Source organism: Saccharibacillus sacchari (genome assembly GCF_037722395.1).
Lineage (GTDB): Bacteria > Bacillota > Bacilli > Paenibacillales > Paenibacillaceae > Saccharibacillus > Saccharibacillus sacchari_A.
Map to the genome: position 1 here is coordinate 109148 of NZ_JBBKAR010000001.1, position 21582 is coordinate 130729.

The following is a 21582-nucleotide window of genomic DNA, read 5'->3' on the forward strand; positions in this document are numbered from 1 at the left end:
CCGGGCGATTAGACGAACGGAGGCGCGTAAGATGAGCGAATTTGTCAAAACCTATTATAATGAGCAGGCAGAGCGAGAATGGGATCGGCTGAATAACCCGTATAATGCCGTGGAAATGGCGAGTACGCTGTGGTTGATCGACCGTTATTTTCCGGGTGAAGGAGCGGTGTGCGATATCGGTTCGGGCCCTGGACGTTACGCAATCGAGCTGCTGAAACGAGGCTACGGCGTCACGTTGCTGGAATTGTCGGAAAAGGAATTGGAGATCGCCCGTGTCAAGATTGCCGAAGCGGGACTTGCGGCGGACGGTTATATTTGCGAAAATGCGATCAACCTGAACAAGCTTCGCAGCGAATCGTTGGATGCCGCTTTGGTGATGGGACCGCTGTATCATCTGATCGACCGCGAGCAGCGATCGGAAGTGCTTCGCCAGACGGCGCGAATCCTGAAACCGGGCGGCACGGCCATTTTATCCTATATCAATTCCTGGGGAACTTTGAAGGCTGGCGTATTGGAGTTTAGCGAGACGTTTCGCAATTCGGACGACTTGTATGCTTACTTCGATGAGCAAAGTCTGGATGCGGAGCGCGGATTCACGGAATGTTATTTTACGACACCGCCCAAAGCGATACGTGAGATCGAGGAGGCTGGACTTGAGTTGATCACCTATGCCGGGGCGGAAAGCTTTCTGGCAGGTCTGGCCCGGGAAGTGCATCGCCTGTATCGGGAAGATCCTCTCGTATACAGTAACTTGCTCCGCGCGGCGGCCGAGACATGCGAAGCGCCGCAGTATCGCGATGCGACCGAGCATCTTCATTTTGTCGTAAGGCGGTGCGTCTGAAGGAGAGAAGAAAATATGACAGAACGTTTTGATCCCATCATGCTGGATTTTCCCGAACAGTTCGAGACGCAGCGCTTAATCATTCGGGCTACGCGTCCCGGCGACGGAGCGGAGCTGAATGCGGCGATTCGCGAAAGCCGGGACGAGCTGATTCCGTTTATGCCGTTTGCCCGAGTTCTGCCGGAACCGGAAGAGACGGAAGCGCTGGTACGCCGCAAAAGGCTTAATTTTCTGGAGCGGACGGATATGATGATGTTGATCACCGAGCGCGAAACAGGAAAAATTTTGGGCTCAAGCGGTCTGCACCGATTTGACTGGGACGCCAGAAGGTTCGAGATCGGCTATTGGATTCGGACCTCTTACGCCGGGCAGGGTTTGGTAACGGAGGCGGTACACGGTTTGACCGAATTTGCCGCCCGCGAGTTGAATGCCAACCGGGTCGAGATTCGCTGCGACGATCGCAACGAACGCAGCGCGGCGGTGGCAAAACGTGCAGGGTTCACGCTCGAAGGCGTGCTACGCAATTGGAACCGCGAGGAAGACGGGACGCTCGTGAACGAGATGGTATTTTCAAAGGTCAGAGGTTTGGACTTTTTATTCGAAGCGTGATCAATAGGCTGGAAAGCGGAGGATTATCGATGAGTAAATTTGCTATTATATCCGACATTCACGGCAATCTTCCGGCGTTGGAAGCGGTACTTGATGATATCGGAAGTCGAGGCATTACCGAAATTTATTGTTTGGGCGATTTAGTGGGAAAAGGGCCTAGCTCGGACGTTGCGGTCGATCTGATCCGTCGCCATTGCCGGCATGTCGTTCGCGGCAATTGGGACGAGTTTTTGCCGCAGCCGACAGAGTTTCCGACGCTGCTGTGGCATCAGAAGCTGCTTGGCGAGGAACGAATGAAGTATTTGCAGTCATTGCCTTTTTCGATCGAGTTCAGGTTAAGCGGACGATATGTGAGATTGTTCCATGCTTCTCCGCGCAGCGTCTATGAGCGTGTACAGCCTTGGGACGATTACGCGCGCAAAGTAAGCCTGTTCGAATTTTCGGATTTGAGCGTAGCACCTGTAAAAGCCGATGTAGCGGGATACGGGGACATTCATAACGCCTACATGCAGCATATGGAAGGACGCATGCTGTTCAATACCGGTAGCGTGGGCAATCCGCTCGATATGACCCAGGCTTCTTACGCGATACTGGAGGGCGATCCCGGCGAAACGCGCAAAACGCGGCTGGATCTGACCTTTGCCCGCGTTCCTTATGATATTGAATTGGCCGTGCGTCAAGCCCAAGAAGTCGACATGCCCGATCTTGAGCCTTACGTGCGGGAGATTACGACGGGACGTTACCGCGGTCTGAAGGATTAAGCGTGGCTGAGAAGCCCGAAAACGAAAAGAACCTGTTTGTCCGGCTTGGCGCAGAAACGCGGCTGTCGGCATAACGGGTTCTTTTTTGCAAAAGCGGGTAATGAAGATCAGCGGAAATCTCATACGAAGAAGGTGCACACATGGAAAAAGAGACAACCAATCAACGACGCCCAAAAGTGATTCTGACCGGAGCCAGCGGCTATATCGGCCATAACCTGATGCAGAAGCTTATCCAAGATTACGATGTGATCGCACTGTCTCGCCACGGAGATTCGCATGAGAACGAAGAACACGTGGAATGGAGAAGCTGCGACTTTTATTCGATGGACGATGCGCTGGAATCTCTTCAAGGAGCGGACTACGCGTTTTACCTGATCCACTCCATGATGCCGACGGCCAAGCTGACCCAGGGCGATTTCGAAGATATGGACGCGATTTTGGCCGACCATTTCGCGCGCGCCGCGAAAAAAAACGGAATCAAACAAATCGTGTACCTAAGCGGCATCGTGCCTGACGGCGTGCCGGAAGAAGAATTGTCCCGCCATTTGCGCAGCCGGTTGGAAGTGCAGCGCGTGCTGGAATCTTCGGGCGTTCCGGTGACGACGATCCGCGCAGGCTTGATCGTCGGCCCGCAAGGTTCGTCATTCCCGATTCTGTATAAGCTCGTGCAGCGGTTGCCGGTGATGACCTTGCCGACCTGGACACGGACCAAAACGCATGCGATCGCGCTTGACGATGTGCTGAACTCGCTGAAAAACAGCTTGGGCAACGAAGACGTCAAAGGGCGCGCGGTCGATGTCGGCGGTCCGGACGTCATGAGTTACAAAGAAATGATGCAACAGATGGCGGACGTGCTCGACGTGAAGCGAAGATTTATCGACGTGCCTTTTTTAACCGTGAACCTGTCCAGGCTGTGGGTGACTCTCGTCACGCGCGAACCCCGGGAAATGACGTATCCGCTTATTGAAAGCCTGATCCATCCGATGGTGGCGCATCCCGACATGAAAGTGGAAGGGATCAGCGACGGTCATATCTCGTTCAAGCAGGCGGCCAAAGATTCATTGGAAGAAGAAAAAAAGAAAAAAGAAGACGAGGAGCGCAAACAGCGCGAATCGTCCCGCAACGAAGAATCCAAGCCGACCAAACAAGAAGAAACGGTCACGAAAGCCGATGTACGCTCGGTGCAGCGCGTGACGCTTCCGGAAGGGAAAGACGCGCGTTGGGCAGGCGAATATTATATCCACTGGCTGGGCAAAGCGATGCTGCTGCGTCCGTTTATCCGCACGGAAACGAGCGAGGACGGCGTCAGTCGGATCTTTATCCGTTTCTTCAGCCGACCGATTCTGGAGCTGAGTTACGACGCTTCGCGAAGCGACGAGAACCGCGCCGTATACCGGATTACCGGAGGCATGTTCGCCAACGCGAAAGACGCGCATCACGGACGCCTTGAGTTTCTGATGATCCCGGGATCGAGCGATTGCGTCGTAGCGATCCACGATTACATGCCTTCGATGCCGTGGTTCCTGTACAAATACACCCAGGCGAAGCTGCATCTGGTCGTCATGTACGCGTTCCGCAAACATCTCGAAAGCCAAGGCAGCCTCGGCAAATCGAGCACGTCGAAAAAAGCGGGAGGTTCAGTCGGCACGCCGTCTTCATTGGAGGCAAAAGGTTGATTGGGCTATAGACGAATGTGCGTGCCAGGTGGATATCGAATTCGAATTGTATGCACAGCGACCAGATATCGGTTTTAAGACAGCGATTATAATGCCCGGCAGCCAAAAACAAAAGCGAAACCTGGGACATTGGAACAGCTTCCAATGCCTGCGTTTCGCTTATTTTGCGCGTTTCTCCATATAAATAAGAAGGAATATGAACGGTTACTGCCGAAGATGTGATAAAAATCTTTGCGCATTGCAGTAATTTGCGTTATTATTAAATTATAATCATTCTAATTAAACGTTAAAGCTGAAAGCCGACTGAGCGGTGAACAGACAGCATAGAAGCTCAAAGGAGGTTGTAATCTAGTGGTTAGTGTAGAAGAACAACTGAAATCAATGAAGCAGCAGATGATATCAAAAGGGTATAAATCGACTATTCAGCGCGAAGCGACGATGCGTGTTCTGTTGGAGCATGAACGGGATCATATGAGCGCCGAAGATGTATATATGCGGGTAAAAACACGTTTTCCGGAGATTGGCCTGGCAACGGTCTATCGGACGCTAGAACTTTTAACCGAACTTCATCTGGTAGAAAAAATGAACTTCGGCGACGGCGTAGCCCGCTTCGATTTGCGCAGCGAAGACCACGAGCATATGCACCACCATATGATTTGCTCGATCTGCGGAGAAGTGGAAGAAATTCAAGACGATTGGCTGAGCGAACTGGAGCAGCGCGTGAAGCGGGAATATGGCTTTAACGTGTCGGATCACCGGCTTGATTTTATCGGGACATTCTCGTCTTGTAAGCATGGGGATTGTCATCGGCATCGGGAGAACGCGTCGTAATAAGGGGAAGCTGAGGCGCTGCGGGGGAAATTCGTTCAAGACGCTGTCTCACTCGGAAAATTCGATTAAAGTTTTTAGTTGAATTTTTCCGAGTTCAAAGGCGTCTTTCACTGAATTTCCCACTCCGCTAGGCTTCCGCGAATAGAATTGTAAAGTAAAATAGGGATGGCCTTCGGGCCATCCGGAGTGTCGAGAACCCAGTCTCCGTATGGAGAGCTGGGTTTCTTTTGTATAGAGGTTTCCTTTTTCTCAATAAACGAAAAATTAATGTACGATAGATCAACAAGCCTTCTGAGAAAGTCCAACGTAACTGGAAGCGAGAAGACGGAGAGAAAAATTCAATTCAAGACGCCTTTGAACTTGGAAAACTTCAACTGATAATTTCAATCGACTTTTCCAAGTGAGACAGCGAATTGAATTGAATTTTTCTTGCAGTCTTCTCGCTTCCCTCCGCACACCTGACTTTTTCGAAACCCTAAGGCGTGTCTTCAAACCTGCCAATGTGCATCTTTTGCCGCCTTTTCGCCCTGTCCTACGTCACTTTCCCTTGACGTGCCCCGGCACGCCTTCGGAAAAGTTCCTTGTTGAGAACGAAAATTCGGCAAAATCTGCTTCCATCGAGGTTTGAAGACACGCCCTAGCGGTCTTAAGGCTATTTTTACTATGTCAATATTGACAAAAATACAGATCATGAATACATTTGTATACATAAGCATACGTTAGAAGGCGAGGAGATCTTATGGAAGAAGAGAAAGAGCGAGGTACAGGCAGAAAAGGCAAGCCGGACGGGAGAACGGAAGGGGCGCAGACGTTTCGGAGAGGCAGGGCGCTGCATTTTTTGGAGCGGCTGGAGTTGAAAAAAGAAACGTTGGCGGCGCAGCTTGAACAGAATGCGTTTGAAAGTATTCGTCCGGTGATCGCGGGAGAGTTGAAAGCGGTGGACGGGATTATTCGGGAGTTCGTTCAGGTGTTTGAGCTGCATGAGAAGCCGGAAGGCTGTGAGCGTGGTCCAGGGGAGCATCGGGGCCATCGTGGGCACGGTCGAGGTCGTCGGCATGAAGAACGGCGAGATTCGAATCAGGAGCCTGACGGCGATTCGCTGCAACAAGCGGAGAACGGCGAATGGACAGCCGATGAGTCGAAGTTGAAGGGATCAGCGGCTTCCGATAATGGGGAGGCCGGGAACTGAATGTGGCGTTTGGGAAAATATCTGAAACCGTATTGGCTTCCCGCATTGCTGGCGCCGCTTTTTATGGTGCTGGAGGTGTGTATGGACTTGATGCAGCCGAAGCTGCTTCAACGGATCGTGGATGACGGGATAGCGGCAGGGGATGCGGGAGAAATCCAGCGAACCGGGCTGTTGATGCTCGGGGTTGCTTTGCTGGGCGTAATCGGAGGCGTTGGCTGTACGATTTATTCGAGTATCGCTTCGCAAAATTTCGGCCGCGATCTTCGGGGGTCTTTATTCGGTAAAGTACAGTCTTTGTCGTTTCGAAATCTGGATAATCTGCCGACAGGGACGTTGATCACCCGTATTACGAACGACGTGACGCAGCTTCAGACCTTTGTGCAGATGCTGCTGCGCATGTTTGTCCGTTCGCCGATGCTAATCGTGGGTAGCTTGGTTATGGCGGTGACGATCAATGCCAAGCTGACGTTGATTCTCGCCGTGTCGGTTCCGTTGTTGTTTGTGTTTCTTTTTTTCCTCGTACGCTTCTCGTTGCCGATGTTCGCGACCGTGCAGAAACGGCTGGACGGCGTAAACGGTCGGTTACAGGAAAATTTGAACGGAATACGCGTGGTTAAGGCGTTCGTCCGTTCGGATTACGAAGAAGAGCGTTTCGGCGAGGTGAATCGCGATTATACGTCCGTCATGACTCGCGGCATGCGCATCATGGCGCTGAATATGCCGGTCATGACGTTGATTCTGAATATCAGCATCATCGCGGTTCTTTGGTACGGAGGGGCATTGAACCGTTCGGGAGATTTGGCAGTCGGGGAACTGGTCGCCTATATCAACTACGTGACGCAGATGTTGTCTTCGATGTTGTCGATCGGCATGATCCTTACCTTCATTTCACGCGCCAAAGCTTCGGCTGACCGTGTGAACGAAGTCTTCGACGAACGTCCCGATATCGAAAATCCAACCCATGCCCATCCAGGAAATGTGAAGGGCGGGGTAGTTGAATTTGACCATGTTTCTTTCGGTTACGGAAAAGAAAACGGCGAACTGGCTTTACACGATATTTCCTTTACTGTGCAGCCGGGACAGACACTGGGAATTTTGGGGGCGACCGGTTCGGGTAAAACGTCTTTGGTCAGTCTGATTCCTCGTCTATATGATCCCCGTTCCGGCGAGGTTCGTATTGACGGGACGCCGGTATCGGAACTTGAACTGTCTTCGCTTCGGGAAAAGGTCGGGGTTGTGCTTCAGGAAGCGAATCTGTTTAGCGGAACGATTGCGGATAATATTCGTTTTGGCCGACCTGAAGCAACGGATGCAGAAGTACAGCGTGCAGCCCGCTCTGCGCAAGCCCACGAATTCATCGAGCGGATGCCGGAAGGCTACGCTACGCGATTGGGGCAAAAAGGCATCAATTTGTCCGGTGGACAGAAACAGCGCATCGCGATTGCCCGCGCGTTGTTGATGAGGCCTGCGGTGCTGATTCTGGATGACAGCACGAGCGCGGTCGATCTGACGACAGAATCGAAAATTCGCGGCGCATTGGAGCAGGAAATGGGCGGAACGACCAAGCTCATTATCGCGCAGCGGATCTCGGCCGTTCGCGGCGCGGACTTGATTCTCGTGATGGATCGCGGTGCTGTGGCGGCAATCGGTACGCATGACGAATTGATGCAGGATAGCGAGATCTACCGGGAGATTTATCGTTCCCAGGTCAGTGAAGGGAGCGAAGCTTATGCCTAACGAACAACAGGGAGAACGTCGTGAAGCAAATCGCGATCCCAATAAGCTGCCTGGCGGATTATCCATGCCCGGGCCGGGAGGGCCGGGACGCGGCGTTCCGGGTCCCAAAGAACGCGCCCGTAATACCGGAGCGACAATCCGTCGGTTATGGGCTTATTTGAATCAGCAGCGTGCGGGTCTGATTCTGGTCTATATCTTAACCGCCATCGCAGCACTGGTGACGATGGTCAGTCCTTATTTTCTGGGGGTTGCGATTGACCGGTTTATTACGCCGGGACGTGCTGAAGGGTTGCTGGGGCTTTGTATCCTGCTGCTGGGTCTATATGCGGGCGGAGCGATCTCTTCATGGCTTCAGGCATACGTCATGACCGGCGTCGCCCAACGGATGCTGCAATCGCTGCGCGGCGATCTGTTCCGCAAGTATCAGCAGCTTCCCGTGTCGTTTTTCGATACGCGTACGCACGGTGAGCTGATGAGCCGCAATACGAACGATATCGAAAATGTGTCGAACGGGCTGAATCAGACCGTTACCCAGATGCTTACAAGCTTGATCGTGGTCGTAGGCTCCCTGGTCTTGATGCTAAGCCTGAATGTGTGGCTAACCCTTCTCAGCCTGGTGACTATTCCGCTTGTTATGCTGGCGACCCGAATGATCGGCGGCGTGACCCGGCGGAACTTCAAAGCGCAGCAGGAGCATCTCGGCGCTCTGAACGGATTGATCGAGGAATCGGTCGGCGGTCAACGCACGGTACAGATTTTTCGTCGTGAAAAAGCCATGCAGGCGGAATTCGGAGCGATTAACGGCAAACTGAACAAAGCGGCGATCAAAGCGCAAATCGTATCGGGCCTTGTCGGTCCGGTCATGAATATGCTGAATAACGTGAACTTCGCGCTGATTGCGGCAGTGGGCGGATGGATGGTATGGAAAGATTGGACCACGGTCGGGATCATTGTCAGCTTCCTGAATTACTCCCGTCAGTTCGGTCGTCCGATCAGCGATCTGGCCAATCAGTATAATCTGATTCAATCCGGCGTTGCCGGCGCGGAGCGTGTTTTCGAAATTTTGGATCTGGATACGGAATACGAAGAGCATGGCCGTTCCCTCGATGGACGCTCGATGCGTGGCGAAGTGACGTTTGAGCAGGTATCGTTCGCCTATAAGCCGGAACAGCCTATTTTGCAGGACGTCAACTTCCACGCCAAGCCCGGGCAGAAAATTGCGTTAGTCGGACCGACCGGTGCAGGCAAAACGACTATCGTCAATCTGCTGACTCGGTTTTACGAGATTTCTTCCGGGCAGATTGCTATTGACGGGCAGAATATTCGCGAGCTGGACAAAAACGATCTGCGGCGCAATGTAGGCATGGTTCTTCAGGATGCCTACGTTTTTGCGGGGAGCATTCGTGACAATATCCGGTATGGGCGTCTGGATGCTTCGGATGAAGAGATTGAGCGTGCCGCCGAACTGGCTAACGCGGACGCGTTCATTCGCGCGCTACCGAAAGGTTATGATACAACGCTCACCATGGGAGGCTCCAATCTGAGTCACGGTCAACGCCAATTGCTGACTATTGCCCGCGCCGTGCTCGCAGACCCGGCTATTTTGATTCTCGATGAAGCGACCAGCAGCATCGACACGCGGACCGAGATGCATATCCAGCAAGCGATGCGCAGTCTGATGCAAGGACGAACCAGTTTCGTGATCGCTCACCGTCTCAGTACCATTCGCGATGCGGACCGGATTCTTTTCATGAACGCAGGGAGAGCCGAGGAGCAAGGAACGCATGAAGAGCTGATAGCGGCAAAAGGCCTCTATTACGATCTTTATATGAGTCAATTTAAGCCGGCTGGCTAAATTTTTTCATTGAACATTTCTTTTCCCGTTTTCGTGGCTTTATCCGAAAACGGGCTTTTTTTGCAGCAAATTTACAAAAACCAGCTTGCGAAGCCAAGGTCTTATCGTTTAAACTGTTTGAAAATGAGAATCAATATCATAAAAAGCAAAGGAGACCGACGATGGAGGAGCTGGAACTGTACGATATCACCATTATCGGCGGAGGTCCCGCAGGGATGTACGCCGCTTTCTATAGTGGAATGCGCGATATGAAGACGAAGGTGATCGAAGCGAAGGACGAACTGGGCGGTCGTATGCTGATCTACCCGGAAAAGATGATCTGGGACGTAGGCGGCGTCACGCCGGTACTGTGCGAGAATCTGGTATCCGGTCTGAAGCAGCAGGCGCGTACTTTCGATCCGACAGTCGTACTGGGGCAGCAGGTGACGGGACTGGAGCGGCGCGAAGACGGGACATTCGTGCTGACGACAGCATCCGGCGAGCGTCATTGGACGAAGACCATCGTGTTGGCTATCGGTTACGGAATCTTGAAAATGGCGAAGCTGGAGATTGAAGGCGCCGATCGCTACGAGGTGACCAATCTGCACTATACGGTTCAGGAGCTGGATGTTTTCCGCGGACGGAACGTGTTGATTTCGGGTGGCGGCAACTCGGCGGTAGACTGGGCGAACGAACTTGAACCCGTTGCGGCTAACGTGACCATCGTACACCGCAGAGACAAGTTCTGGGGACATGAGAAAAACGTGATCAAGATGCAGCAATCGTCGGTCGATGTTCGAATTTTGCATGCGGTCAGCGAGCTTCACAGCTCCGATGGCCGGACGATCGACGAAGTGTCGGTCAAACATGTGGAATCGGAGCATGTGGAGCGTCTGAAGGTAGATGCGGTCATCGTCAATCATGGTCTCACCAGCGATTACGGTCCGTTAAAAGAATGGGGACTGCATATGGAAGACAGTGTTGCGGTAGTCGACGGCAAACTCAAAACCAATATTCCGGGCATTTTTGCAGCCGGAGATTTTGCAAGTTATGACAGCAAGCTGCGCTTGATCGCGGGGGCTTTCACGGATGCGGCTCTTGCCGTAAACAGCGCAAAACTGTATATCGACCCGGAAGCGCCCAAGGTCGCCTATGTCTCGTCGCACAATGATCGTTTTAAAGAAAAAAATAAAGCGTTGGGCGTGGCTGTAGACGAATAATATAAAATTTTGAACGGTTGCCGTGCAATTTATGTCAAAACCGTCACAAGACGCCGAACGGCTTTTGTGTTATATTTATTCAAATATCATTTTGTTTGAGCACTTTCGGGCCGATCCCCGAAGTGTTCGCAGAAGAAATTGTTTACTCGGCACTGGAAAAGACAAGACTAATCGGATAAAGGAGGATGTACGCATGCAAATCATTACGTGTACGGAAGAACACAAGGATCGGTTGACAGAGATGTGGTTGATCTCGGTGCATCGGACGTTGTACGATCTCGATCCAGGCGATATTGAAGGCTATGTCCATTTGTTCCAGGAAAACATCGTTGACCGGATGGAACTGCATGGAGTACGCAGTCGTTTTGGCGGAGAGTTGACCGGTTTTATCGCAATGAACGGTCCCAAAGTGGAGCTGCTTGTCGTTCATCCTCACTATCAAGGACAAGGGATTTCCGACATGCTGCTCGAACATGTGGCAAAGCGCGGGGAATTGGTGGTAGACGTTACGGAACAAGCACCGGACGTTTACGATTACTATCAGCGTTTGGGCTTCATCGAAGCAGGACGTTCGGGATCGACGCTTCACCTGATCCGTCCAAGCTTGATGGAACAGACCGGAGCCTAACGTTTTTAGCCCTTACGTAGAAAGCCTCTCGCAGGAGTCCAAAAGAGACTCCTGCGAGAGGCTTTTTTTGCGTTACCGGTAAGAAGTCGAATAAATTCGACAACAGCCGACTGTCGAAACCCTTTTCCAAATCCTGATATAAACTGGATGGCTAAAAAGAGCGGCGAAACGATATAACGACGATCCAAATAAAGCGAAACGCCTATATCAGACGCTTTGCTTTATTTTTTCACATCTTCGAAAAAAATTTTACCGTAGTATAAATTTCCATATTGACAAGATATATAAAGGGGAGTAGAGTAGAGACAGGCACAAAATGTCGAATAATATCGAATAACGACGATCTTTTGTCGACAACTAACATTTTAAACGAAATGGGGAATTATAGCAATGAAAGCAACAGGTATCGTAAGACGCGTAGATGAACTCGGACGGGTTGTAATCCCGATTGAACTTCGTAGAACAATGGGTATCGACATCAAAGACGGACTGGAAATTTTCGTTGACGGAGAGCGCATCATCCTGAGAAAATACGCTCCAACTTGTATCTTCACTGGCGAAGCCGAAGACCTCGTATACTTCAAAGGCAAAATGGTCAGCAAAGCAGCAATCGAAGAACTGATCGAACTGTACCAAAGCACAGAAGCTAAGTAAGACCCTTTATAAAATCCGCTTTTAAGCGATCATCATAGAGCCCGCCCTACTTGTTAACAAGTAGTGGCGGGCTTTTTGAATGGCGTATCTGTTCCATGCGGTCAGTAGGTGCTCAGCGTATAGTCCGCACGGTCATTTTTTAAAGCAAGCTGACTTTCGTTTTGCTTCCCAATCTCAAGCTCGTTCAACACGATCTCGTACGTATTGCCGGGGAGTGGAACGGATTCGCCGTCGCCGTTCACGATGCTGCCCGATCCATGCAGCAGGAGAGCGCGTTCCAGATAGTCGTCGACCGGATTGTCTTGCGAGCGTTCACTGATCTCGCGCAGCTCGAAATGGACGACGTCCGTGTCGCCGCTTTCCTGTTTTTCAATCTTCAACGTTTGTCCGACTTTGCCTGTTAGCCATTCATTCAGCGCTTGAATTTGTTTTTCCATCGTTACCACCCTTTCATCCGACGATGCTTCGTGCATCATCTGCGTATTCTCCTTTTACCCCGCATACGATTCCGGCAAACGGGCTTGCCCGCCGCCTTCATCGACGAAGGCTGAAGCGATACACCGTATAGACGATTAGCAGGAACCCTCCGTATAAACCAAGTACCGTCAAGGTTTTTGGCAAGTCCGTAAATAAATTCTGCCCGACAAAAGCAAAAACGAGCATAGCGGGAATTTTGCCCAGAGCCGAAGCGGTGATATACACGATAGGGCGAATATTTAAAAAAGCCGGATACAGATTAACCAGCGCTTGCGGCAGCAAAGGAACGAGCCTAGCTGCCAAAATGACTAAAAATGGACGCCGCTCCATCAGTTGCCCCGCCCGCTCCAGACCCGAAAACCTGGCTAATGCGGCCCGGCCCTGTTCACGAAAAAATCGACGTACCAGCGTGTATTGCAGCAAAGAGGCGGCAGTGACGGCGAGCCATGCCGTCAACGCGCCGAGTGCAGGCCCGTATAGAAATCCGAGCGAGCCGATCACAAGCTTATATGGCAGCACCGGGAAAAAAGCAAACAGAAAGGCAAGCGCAAAACCGGTGGAAACAGGCAGGGACACATTTTGCATCAGAGCCTGAAGTTCATGCCTATAGATCAGAATCAAAAGCAAAGCAGCGGCATAAACGGCAAGGGTGATCCATTTTTTCATCAGATGCGAGACTCCTTTGCGGCGCAATCTGCAAGCTCGAATCAGATTGCGCGTTGTTTTCCGATTGTATGCCACAAAGCCGCCCGAAGTCGAATGTGGTCGAATCTTTTGGCCGAAGCAGATCTTTCTTTTTTTGCCTGAACCGCTTGCAAAGCGTACACTTGGTAAATCATATCCTTGAATCGAAGGAGGTGTCTATACCGGAATAAAAAGAGAAAGAAAACGGATTTTTTGGCGAGCGGGTGATCGAGAAAGGGGCGACGGTTGCGGGAATTTGTTTGCTACGGCGAAAAACGTTTCATCTTCCCGTTCGCTCATGCTGTCAATCCGCCAAACGAATTTTCGGTGTCCGTGTGGGAAGGATTTATTGGAGCTGAACATATACTCTCGGAAGGATCTTTTGCCGCGATTTGTCCGCGCAGTTGCGAAGCGCTGGCTTTTGCGTTCCTGCATGGAAAGTTCGGCGATGAACAAGCGGAGACACCGACGCATACAAAAACGGAAAAGGAGAATTCATTCGTGCAATTGAAAAAAGAGTGCAAAGCAGAAAAACAAGTCGATTCGAACCATGCAGGGGCTTATGGGCAAATGTCCGGTCCGGGCATTTTGCGCGATCCGTTATGGGGAACCTCGATCGCACTGAGCGCGGTCGAGGTTGAGCTGCTGCGAACGACCGCGGTGCGACGATTGCATTATGTCCGCCATGCCGGTCCGGCGTCTTTACATACTCAGCATACGTCAACAAGATTGCAACATACGCTGGGCGTCTTTGCCTGCGTGTCCCACTTTGCACCGGACTGGCCGGAGTTGAGAGTGGCTGCATTGCTGCATGATGTCGGGCATGGGCCGTTCAGTCACGCACTGGAAGGATTGGAGGGCTTCGATCATCATCGGCATTCCGAGAAGGTATTGGCTTCGGAAGAGATTCATCGCGCACTGGGCGGATTGAATAGGCAGACCGTGCTTGATCTGATCGAAGGAAGAGTATCCAGTCCGCTGCGAAATCGCGAAGGGGTGCTTCATGCCGATCATTTGGATTCGTGGGTACGCAGTGCGGCGGCTTTTGGCATTTTACCGATACCCGCATCCGAGCTGTTGAGCGGCTTCAAGCTGTCGGGTCCCCATCTCGAAGCGGATATCGACACGGCAGCGCAAATTTTGAAGCTGATCGTGCATGAAGCGTATTATCATGCTTCAGCCGACAATATTGGCCCTGTTGCCGTCCTTCGGGCGCTGACGCAACGTCTTATTGACGCAGGCGGACTGCGCGGAATAGAGATGGGCAATCTGGCCGACGAGGAGCTGCTTGCTGTACTCAGGCGACATCCGGCAACGGCGGAAGAAACTTATCGGCTTTTGTATCGTCCGCAGGAGCTGCATGTCGTTCGTAACGGCGAAGCCAGGCCGGCAGAAGCCTATCGGCACCGCCTGAATAAGCTATATCTGACATTGCCCCGTATTCAGGATGCGGTTAATCCAGCTATTTTGCCTGACTATCCGAAGCTTGAGACGCTAGGCAGACTGCTGGGTGAGTATCATGTATTTTGGGAGGCGGGCGATATTGTTGAACATCACTGATTATAGCCTGGACGATATTGAAACCGAGACCGTCTTGTACTTTGTCCGTCATGCTCATTCGAAGTACGAGCATGGACGAGAACTGGAACGCGGATTATCCGATAGCGGGAAAGCAGCAGCTTTGGCCGTATGCCGTCGATTGGAACAGGAAAATATCGAGTTCTTTGTCTCCAGTCCTTATCAACGTGCTATCGATACGATTGCGTCGTTAGCCCAATATGCCGGGAAAACGATTGAGATTTATCCTGCTTTGCATGAGCGGTTGGTTTCGGGGAAACAGGATCTCGGTCCGGAGGGATTCGCTGAAGCGAAACGTCGCTGTTACGAAGATCCGGATTATTGTCCGCCAGGTGGAGAAAGCAGCCGGCAGGCGCGCGAGCGAGCGTTGCCTGTCATTCGGCAATTGTTGCGGGAGCATGCAGGCAAAAGGATCGCGATTGGCACGCACGGCGATGTATTGACGTTGATGCTCGGCAGTTGGGATCAGCGGTATGATTATTCGTTTTGGCAGAGGCTTTCTATGCCGGACGTCTATCGCGTTCGTTTTAACGGGGAGACATTTGCGGGAGCGGAGAAAGTCGGGTATACCTCGTGAGCGCTTCAGGGCGACCTTTTGATATTGGGCGTGAAGAGTTGGATATGAATGAAGAACTGCGATCTGCTTGGAAAAACCGTATTGTCCTATCCATGCTGATTCTGTTGTCCGAGTCATTGTGTCTCTCTATCGCGGACTGAAGCAATGGATTCAAGACAGCGGAACGGTTGACGCCAATATGGATTCTGGTATACTTGCCCAAATGCAAAGGAGTGAGCCGCCATGATTCTGGAAGCAGCTATGCTACAGGTAAAACCGGGTCGTACCGAAGATTTCGAACGTGATTTTCGTTTGGCTTCGGCCTATATCAGCCAGATTGAGGGATATCTGAATCATGAGCTTCAGCGCTGTCTGGAGGATGATCAGAAATATCTGTTATTGGTTCGATGGGAGACGCTTGAAGCGCATACGGAGGGCTTCCGCGGCTCGGTACAATATGTGGAGTGGAAAAGACTGCTGCATGATTATTACGATCCTTTTCCGATCGTGGAGCATTTCTTTTCGGTCTACCCTTGATTTTCGATTTGGAAATTTGGGGTTGACAAGGGTTAGCGAAGAGGATTAGAATGACACAAAACTGACACATGCAGTTTGTGCAAGTTGTATCATTGATTATCCTGAACAAACGCTATGAACGGGATCAGTAACCGGAACAGTCGTTAAGAGAGCTGCGGATTTGGTGCGACGCAGTCGACAGGTTAGGTGAAACTCACCCGGAAGCGGTCAAACCCAATGGTTTCCGCAGCGCAAGCTGCAAGGGAATCCCAAGTTTGAACGGACTCGCCCACGTGAGAGGGCTGACGAGCGGATTTCGCTTTGTCCCTGGGACAAGCGGAATCAACGAGAGTGGTACCGCGACAGCAAAGCCTGTCGTCTCTTGAACCAAGAGACGACAGGCTTTTTATTTTACCTCAAAAGTTACCAGTCAACAAAACGAACATGCGCAATGAACGGGAGTAGTAGGATCGGAAACGATGCACAGAGAGCTGCGGAAAAGTGCCTTTCAAATTGAACAGGTGCTAGGGCGTACACGCCCTAAGGTGCGACGCAGCGTTCGTTTCCCCGAACTCGCCCGGAAGCGCGGAAGCCGAACTCCGTTAACTGCGTATCTTGACCGCATCAGATCTAAGGTTTGCGTTCATCGGAAACACGCACGGTTCAAGCGGGTTTTCTATGGGCGTAACCTAACATCCTTAAGCGGTCAAGGTACTAGCTTGATTCCAAGCGTACACGGACGTAAGCCGACCGGTCACCCGACCGTTATCCGGGTTCAAGCGGGTCTTCAAGCAGCCTTTGGGCGAATGAAAGATCAACGAGAGTGGTACCGCGGCGGCACAGGCCCGTCGTCTCTTGATTTAGAGACGACGGGTCTTTTCTGTATATCAACAGAAGTTGCAGAACTAACCATCAACCTATTTGGAGGCGATTTACAATGGCGAAAGCAAACGAAATGAGACAAATCAAGATCTTCGACACGACGTTGAGAGACGGTGAACAAGCGCCTGGCGCTTCCCTGGACGTGGAACAAAAGATCCAATTGGCCCATCGTTTGGCTGCGCTTGGCGTAGACACGATCGAACCGGGCTTCCCGATCTCCAGCCCCGGCGATTTTCAGGCCGTGCAGCGCATCTCGCGGGAGATTCAGGGCGTGGAAATCTGTGGTTTCGCCCGTGCGGTCAAAGAAGATATCGACGCGGCGGTACGGGCGACGCAGGATGCCCAGCGCAGACGTCTGCATATGTTCCTGTCCTCATCGAATATCCACCTGGACTTCCAGTTGAAAAAGACGCGTGCGGAAGTGGTCAGCCTGGCTCGCGAGATGGTGTCTTACGCGAAGCGGTTCGTGGACGAGGTCGAGTTTTCGCCGATGGACGCGACGCGGACGGGCGATGAATTTTTGTTCGAAGTGCTGGAAGCGGTTATTGAAGAAGGGGCGACGATTCTGAATATTCCGGATACCGTAGGCTTCGCGCTGCCGGAAGAATACGGTGCGATGTTCACCCGGGTGATGAAAGGCGTACGCGGAAGCGACCGTGTCGAGTTCAGCGCCCATTGTCACAACGATCTGGGCATGGCTGTCGCCAACAGTCTGGCCGCGATTCAAGCGGGAGTGACGCACGTCGAAGTAACGGTTAACGGAATCGGCGAACGTGCAGGCAACTGCTCGCTCGAAGAATTGGCAATGGCGTTGGCGACGCGGGGTGACCATTTCGGCGTAACGACGAATATTCGCCCGGAAGAAATTTACGCCACCTCGCAGATGGTCAGCCGCATGATGGGCTCGCCGATCGCGTTCAATAAGCCGATTGTCGGCCGCAATGCTTTTCAACACGAGGCGGGCATTCACCAGGACGGCTTGCTGAAAAACCGCAATACGTATGAGATTATGGACCCGGAACGCCTGGGCATCCCGCGCAGCATGATCGTGCTGGGCAAGCATTCGGGGCGGCATGCGCTGCGCCATCGAGTCGCGGAGTTCGGCGTGGAGCTGGACAACGAGCAATTGGAGCAGCTGTATACGGCGTTTAAGGAAAAAGCCGACCGTCAGAAAACGGTGCATGACCATGAGCTGATGCAATTGGCGGGGCAAGCGGTAGATCGGGCGTTGGAGCCATACACGCTGGAGGAAGTGCAGATCGTTACGGGCAACGGAGCACACCGTGTGGCTTCTTGCAAAATCCGCAATAACGAAGCCGGAAGCACTGCGGTGTACACAGGCGGCGGAGAAGGACCTGTCGAAGCGGCGGTTGACGCGATCCGACGTGCGATTCCGGAGCCGATCGAGTTTGCGGACCTGGAGTTGTATTCGGTATCCGCTGGGGAGACGTCTGCCGGAGAAGCAACGGTGACGGTTCGTTTGGGCGAGGCGCTGCATCGCGGCACGGCAACAAACCGCGACATTCTGGTAGCCGCGGCTGAAGCGTATATGGCGGCCTGCAACCGAGCGGTACGCGAAGTGCGTTCTGCCGGGGCGCAGACCGTAGATGGAGCGACGGTCTCTTAACGGATCAGAGGCCAAAAAGACGCGAACTCTGAAGCCGGGTTCCAAGCGAACTCGGGTATCGGCTTGCTTAGAACAAGCTCCAGTCCATGCGCTGAGACAACCGCTGGATCAGATGCACGCCCGCGCTGCTGTTGCCTTTTGCATTCAGGGCCGGACCGACTACGCCGATACCGAGAGCGCCGGGTACGAAAGTCAAAATTCCGCCCGAGACGCCGCTTTTGGCAGGAAGTCCGGCTTTGATCGCGAACTCGCCGGAAGCGTTATACATGCCGCAAGTAATCATGAACGTTTTGGCGATCTGAACATATCGGCGAGGGATCAGATTTTCTCCGCTAAGCGGGTCGGTGCCGTCGCCAGCCAGAATCAGAGCCATGCGCGCAAGATCGCGGCAGGTCACTTCGATAGAGCAATGGCGGAAGTAAATAGATAGCACCTCTTCGACACTGCCGTTCAGCACGCCGTTTTCCACAAGGAAATACGCGATAGAGCGGTTGAGATTGCCCGTCTCGAATTCGGAGCGATAAACGGCTTCGTTGACTTCGAGCGGGCTGCCGCCGGACAAACGACGGAAAAAGTCAAGAATGCGCGCTGATTTTTCTTGCGGCGTAGCGCCTTTGATCATGGATGAGATGGTGATTGCGCCTGCATTGATCAGCGGGTTGAAAGGAATGCCGGGACGCACCAGCTCCAGCTTCAGCATGGAATTGAAGTTGTCTCCGGTCGGTTCCATGCCTACGCGTTCAAATACGGCTTCTTCACCGTTGTCCATCAATGCAAGAATAAGGGTGAATACTTTCGAAATGCTTTGCAGCGTAAAGCTCATGCCGCAGTCTCCGGCAGAAGCGGAGTCGCCGTTAATATCGAGCAGATGAATGCCCAGAGCGGTATGGGAGGCTTTGGATAGTTCGGGGATATAGGAAGCCACCTCTCCGGAGGCGGCTTCTTTTCGGCTTTCTTCAAGCCATTGGGGCAGGAATTGTCGGACTTCCTCCAAGCGTGCTTCTTTATGGGTCATGGCACAGCCTCCTTATCGTTCTGATCTGTATTTTCATCATACATCATTTGCTTTTTCATAAACACCTAACATCTAATGTCTGCTTGACTGCCAGATACGCAAGCAGTTACAATATTACATACGGTTTCGTAAAACAATGTTCTCCTGAATCATACCAAAACGTTCGGAAAAGCGAGGTTCGCGGCTGCGAACGACTCGCGAGAACGATATGCGAAAAGCGACAATCGGCCCGTTCCTTTGTGAACGGGCTTTATAGGGAGTGGAGATAATGGAGAGACTTCTCGAAGTCAAAGATTTGGCGATTTCATTCAGAACCCGCGCCGGCGAAGTTCAGGCAATCCGTGGCGTTAATTTCCATTTGGATAAGGGTGAGACACTGGCGATCGTAGGCGAGTCAGGCTCCGGCAAGAGCGTAACTTCGCAAGCGATCATGAAGCTGGTACCGGAACCACAAGGTCAGTACAAGCGCGGACAAATCTTGTTCGAAGGCCAGGACCTGATTAAAAAAACGCAAAACCAAATGCAAAAAATGCGCGGCAAGGAGATCGGCATGATCTTCCAGGACCCGATGACCTCGCTGAATCCGACGATGAAAGTCGGCAAGCAAATCACGGAAGTTCTGTTCACGCACGATAAGATTTCCTCGGCTGATGCCCGTGCGCGCGGTCTGGAATTGCTGAAATTGGTCGGTATTCCGAACCATGAAAAGCGTTTCAATCAATATCCGCACGAATTCTCCGGGGGTATGCGTCAGCGTGTCGTAATCGCGATGGCTCTGGCTGCCAATCCGAAGCTGCTGATTGCCGACGAACCGACAACGGCGCTTGACGTTACGATTCAGGCTCAGATCCTTGAATTGATGAAAGAACTTCAAGCGAAGATCGGAACGGCTATCATCTTTATCACCCATGACCTTGGCGTCGTGGCGAAGATGGCTGACCGCGTTGCGGTTATGTATGCAGGTCAAATCGTCGAAATGGGTACGGCTGCCGAGATCTTCTATGATCCGCGTCACCCTTACACATGGGGCCTGCTGTCTTCGATGCCTGCGCTCGATAGCAACGGCGAAGAGAAGCTGACGGCTATTCCGGGCACACCTCCGGATCTGCTGCACCCGCCAGTCGGCGATGCGTTTGCTCTGCGCAGTAACTATGCCATGAAGATCGACTTCGAGAAGGAACCTCCGATGTTCAAAGTCTCCGACACACACTTCGTGAAGTCGTGGCTGCTGCATCCGGACGCGCCTTCGGTTACGCCGCCGGAAGCGGTACTGCGCCGTCAGCGCAAGCTGGATAACGCGTATGAGACTCCGGTACTGGTAGAAGCTTAAGCGCCCGGTAAGGCTGGACAAGAATAAATAAAAGGGATGATACCGAATTAAATTCGGCGTCATCCCTTTTTTTGTGCAGATCATTTTGGTACAAACAATTCGGCAATCGAATATAAGGCTGCGTTCCCGGCTAGCTGCACACGATCGCCGTTGATCCGTCCGTATAAAATTCCGGTTCTTTGCGAGGCTTGAAAAGCGACCAACTCCGTTTTTCCGCTTTTCCCGCTCCATAACGGAAACACATGGCAATGACCCGAACCGCATACGGGATCTTCGGTCACGTTAAGTTTGGGTGCGAAGCTTCGGGTGACGCAATCGTAGGCGCTTCCGGCAGCGGTCACATGCAGCAGCAGTCCGTCCAACTGCTTGACTTTGCGCTCGTCGGGAACCGCTTCGATCACATTTTGTTCCGTCGGCAGCACGCAGACGAGATCCCGTCCTATCCAGGCTTCAAGCGGACGAACCCCGATCGCTTGCTCCATCTCGTCTGTTACCGGCACCGGAAGCAGCGCATAGGCGGGCATGTCCAATTCGTACAGTTCTCCGCGTTTATGCACAGCCAGTACGCCACTTTGCGTATCGAAAGCGATATGGCTGCGTTCGGGCACGAAAAACCGCATCAATACGTAAGCCGCCGCCAGCGTTGCGTGTCCGCACAGATCGATCTCGCCACCCGGCGTAAACCAGCGCAGACCGTAATGTTCGCCTGCGGGAACCGCAAACGCCGTTTCCGACAAATTGTTTTCTTTCGCGACATTCTGCATCAATGGGTCGGAAAGCCACTCGTCCGTCACGCAGACCGCGGCCGGATTTCCTTGGAATACGGTATCGGTGAACGCATCCACGACATAGATTTTCATCTGAATCCCTCCGTTTTCGAAAAAGCCTATACTCGAAAGTATAAGCTTCTTCTAGCGCAAAAGCTTGTTTTTGCGCT

At 52.3% G+C, this 21582-nt stretch carries 20 protein-coding genes and 1 other annotated feature; of the genes, 16 read left to right on the forward strand and 4 right to left on the reverse strand.

Annotated features, from left to right (window positions below; all coding sequences use genetic code 11):
* Positions 1-31 precede the first annotated feature (31 nt).
* The 11 genes from WKI47_RS00570 to WKI47_RS00620 all read left to right on the forward strand — a co-directional run bounded on the left by WKI47_RS00570 (position 32) and on the right by WKI47_RS00620 (position 11980).
* A complete protein-coding gene (locus WKI47_RS00570) occupies positions 32-841 on the forward strand; it encodes a class I SAM-dependent methyltransferase (RefSeq protein ID WP_340225238.1) in 810 nt (269 codons plus the stop codon).
* A 15-nt stretch (positions 842-856) separates the two neighbouring features.
* Entirely contained in the window at positions 857-1450 is a 594-nt protein-coding gene (locus tag WKI47_RS00575) for a GNAT family N-acetyltransferase (protein ID WP_340225239.1), read from the forward strand.
* Positions 1451-1479: 29 nt separating this feature from the next.
* On the forward strand, positions 1480-2211 hold the full coding sequence (locus tag WKI47_RS00580; protein ID WP_340225240.1) for a metallophosphoesterase family protein: 732 nt from the start codon (positions 1480-1482) through the stop codon (positions 2209-2211).
* Between the two features lie 140 nt (positions 2212-2351).
* Positions 2352-3887, forward strand: coding sequence for an NAD(P)H-binding protein (locus tag WKI47_RS00585; protein WP_340225241.1), 1536 nt, complete (start codon positions 2352-2354; stop codon positions 3885-3887).
* A gap of 351 nt (positions 3888-4238) precedes the next feature.
* Positions 4239-4718: a Fur family transcriptional regulator gene (locus WKI47_RS00590; protein ID WP_308809931.1), complete on the forward strand. Its 480-nt coding sequence runs from the start codon at positions 4239-4241 to the stop codon at positions 4716-4718.
* A gap of 739 nt (positions 4719-5457) precedes the next feature.
* Complete coding sequence (locus tag WKI47_RS00595; RefSeq protein ID WP_340225242.1) at positions 5458-5907, forward strand: hypothetical protein; 450 nt, start codon at positions 5458-5460, stop codon at positions 5905-5907.
* Positions 5908-7644, forward strand: coding sequence for an ABC transporter ATP-binding protein (locus WKI47_RS00600; protein ID WP_340225243.1), 1737 nt, complete (start codon positions 5908-5910; stop codon positions 7642-7644).
* Positions 7637-9499: an ABC transporter ATP-binding protein gene (locus WKI47_RS00605; protein ID WP_425355410.1), complete on the forward strand. Its 1863-nt coding sequence runs from the start codon at positions 7637-7639 to the stop codon at positions 9497-9499. The genes WKI47_RS00600 and WKI47_RS00605 overlap by 8 nt, the downstream gene beginning before the upstream one ends.
* A gap of 161 nt (positions 9500-9660) precedes the next feature.
* Positions 9661-10698, forward strand: a complete 1038-nt coding sequence (locus WKI47_RS00610; RefSeq protein ID WP_340225244.1) for an NAD(P)/FAD-dependent oxidoreductase — start codon at positions 9661-9663, stop codon at positions 10696-10698.
* Between the two features lie 193 nt (positions 10699-10891).
* Complete coding sequence (locus WKI47_RS00615) at positions 10892-11326, forward strand: GNAT family N-acetyltransferase (protein WP_340225245.1); 435 nt, start codon at positions 10892-10894, stop codon at positions 11324-11326.
* A gap of 390 nt (positions 11327-11716) precedes the next feature.
* Entirely contained in the window at positions 11717-11980 is a 264-nt protein-coding gene (locus WKI47_RS00620) for an AbrB/MazE/SpoVT family DNA-binding domain-containing protein (RefSeq protein ID WP_340225246.1), read from the forward strand.
* A 101-nt stretch (positions 11981-12081) separates the two neighbouring features.
* Here the strand turns inward: WKI47_RS00620 and WKI47_RS00625 are convergent, their stop codons facing one another.
* A complete protein-coding gene (locus WKI47_RS00625; protein ID WP_340225247.1) occupies positions 12082-12456 on the reverse strand; it encodes a hypothetical protein in 375 nt (124 codons plus the stop codon).
* 58 nt (positions 12457-12514) lie between these two features.
* Complete coding sequence (locus WKI47_RS00630; RefSeq protein WP_340225248.1) at positions 12515-13123, reverse strand: VTT domain-containing protein; 609 nt, start codon at positions 13121-13123, stop codon at positions 12515-12517.
* Positions 13124-13642: 519 nt separating this feature from the next.
* Between WKI47_RS00630 and WKI47_RS00635 the strand changes: the two genes are divergently transcribed.
* The 4 genes from WKI47_RS00635 to WKI47_RS00650 all read left to right on the forward strand — a co-directional run bounded on the left by WKI47_RS00635 (position 13643) and on the right by WKI47_RS00650 (position 18300).
* Complete coding sequence (locus WKI47_RS00635; RefSeq protein WP_340225249.1) at positions 13643-14701, forward strand: HD domain-containing protein; 1059 nt, start codon at positions 13643-13645, stop codon at positions 14699-14701.
* The gene (locus WKI47_RS00640) at positions 14685-15296 is read left to right on the forward strand and encodes a histidine phosphatase family protein (RefSeq protein ID WP_340225250.1); all 612 of its coding nucleotides are present in this window, start codon (positions 14685-14687) and stop codon (positions 15294-15296) included. The genes WKI47_RS00635 and WKI47_RS00640 overlap by 17 nt, the downstream gene beginning before the upstream one ends.
* A 222-nt stretch (positions 15297-15518) precedes the next feature.
* Positions 15519-15812 (forward strand): antibiotic biosynthesis monooxygenase, encoded by a 294-nt coding sequence (locus WKI47_RS00645; RefSeq protein ID WP_340225251.1) that lies wholly within the window; start codon positions 15519-15521, stop codon positions 15810-15812.
* A 105-nt stretch (positions 15813-15917) separates the two neighbouring features.
* Positions 15918-16177 (forward strand) — a binding site (T-box leader).
* A 569-nt stretch (positions 16178-16746) separates the two neighbouring features.
* A complete protein-coding gene (locus WKI47_RS00650) occupies positions 16747-18300 on the forward strand; it encodes a 2-isopropylmalate synthase (protein WP_340225463.1) in 1554 nt (517 codons plus the stop codon).
* Between the two features lie 67 nt (positions 18301-18367).
* On the opposite strand, the gene glsA is transcribed toward WKI47_RS00650, so the two are convergent.
* Positions 18368-19315, reverse strand: a complete 948-nt coding sequence (gene glsA, locus WKI47_RS00655; protein WP_340225252.1) for a glutaminase A — start codon at positions 19313-19315, stop codon at positions 18368-18370.
* 268 nt (positions 19316-19583) lie between these two features.
* On the opposite strand from glsA, the gene WKI47_RS00660 reads away from it, so the two are divergent.
* Positions 19584-20645 (forward strand): ABC transporter ATP-binding protein, encoded by a 1062-nt coding sequence (locus tag WKI47_RS00660; RefSeq protein WP_425355411.1) that lies wholly within the window; start codon positions 19584-19586, stop codon positions 20643-20645.
* Between the two features lie 80 nt (positions 20646-20725).
* Here the strand turns inward: WKI47_RS00660 and WKI47_RS00665 are convergent, their stop codons facing one another.
* Positions 20726-21505 carry a PhzF family phenazine biosynthesis protein gene (locus WKI47_RS00665; RefSeq protein WP_340225254.1) on the reverse strand — a complete coding sequence of 260 codons (780 nt, stop codon included), beginning with the start codon at positions 21503-21505 and terminating at the stop codon, positions 20726-20728.
* Positions 21506-21582: the final 77 nt, after the last annotated feature.

Coding starts and splice junctions, on each gene's coding strand:
- WKI47_RS00570 (WP_340225238.1), top strand. CDS start 32: ATGAGCGAATTTGTCAAAACCTATTATAATGAGCAGGCAGAGCGAGAA.
- WKI47_RS00575 (WP_340225239.1), top strand. CDS start 857: ATGACAGAACGTTTTGATCCCATCATGCTGGATTTTCCCGAACAGTTC.
- WKI47_RS00580 (WP_340225240.1), top strand. CDS start 1,480: ATGAGTAAATTTGCTATTATATCCGACATTCACGGCAATCTTCCGGCG.
- WKI47_RS00585 (WP_340225241.1), top strand. CDS start 2,352: ATGGAAAAAGAGACAACCAATCAACGACGCCCAAAAGTGATTCTGACC.
- WKI47_RS00595 (WP_340225242.1), top strand. CDS start 5,458: ATGGAAGAAGAGAAAGAGCGAGGTACAGGCAGAAAAGGCAAGCCGGAC.
- WKI47_RS00600 (WP_340225243.1), top strand. CDS start 5,908: ATGTGGCGTTTGGGAAAATATCTGAAACCGTATTGGCTTCCCGCATTG.
- WKI47_RS00605 (WP_425355410.1), top strand. CDS start 7,637: ATGCCTAACGAACAACAGGGAGAACGTCGTGAAGCAAATCGCGATCCC.
- WKI47_RS00610 (WP_340225244.1), top strand. CDS start 9,661: ATGGAGGAGCTGGAACTGTACGATATCACCATTATCGGCGGAGGTCCC.
- WKI47_RS00615 (WP_340225245.1), top strand. CDS start 10,892: ATGCAAATCATTACGTGTACGGAAGAACACAAGGATCGGTTGACAGAG.
- WKI47_RS00620 (WP_340225246.1), top strand. CDS start 11,717: ATGAAAGCAACAGGTATCGTAAGACGCGTAGATGAACTCGGACGGGTT.
- WKI47_RS00625 (WP_340225247.1), bottom strand. CDS start 12,456: ATGATGCACGAAGCATCGTCGGATGAAAGGGTGGTAACGATGGAAAAA.
- WKI47_RS00630 (WP_340225248.1), bottom strand. CDS start 13,123: ATGAAAAAATGGATCACCCTTGCCGTTTATGCCGCTGCTTTGCTTTTG.
- WKI47_RS00645 (WP_340225251.1), top strand. CDS start 15,519: ATGATTCTGGAAGCAGCTATGCTACAGGTAAAACCGGGTCGTACCGAA.
- WKI47_RS00650 (WP_340225463.1), top strand. CDS start 16,747: ATGAGACAAATCAAGATCTTCGACACGACGTTGAGAGACGGTGAACAA.
- glsA (WP_340225252.1), bottom strand. CDS start 19,315: ATGACCCATAAAGAAGCACGCTTGGAGGAAGTCCGACAATTCCTGCCC.
- WKI47_RS00660 (WP_425355411.1), top strand. CDS start 19,584: ATGGAGAGACTTCTCGAAGTCAAAGATTTGGCGATTTCATTCAGAACC.
- WKI47_RS00665 (WP_340225254.1), bottom strand. CDS start 21,505: ATGAAAATCTATGTCGTGGATGCGTTCACCGATACCGTATTCCAAGGA.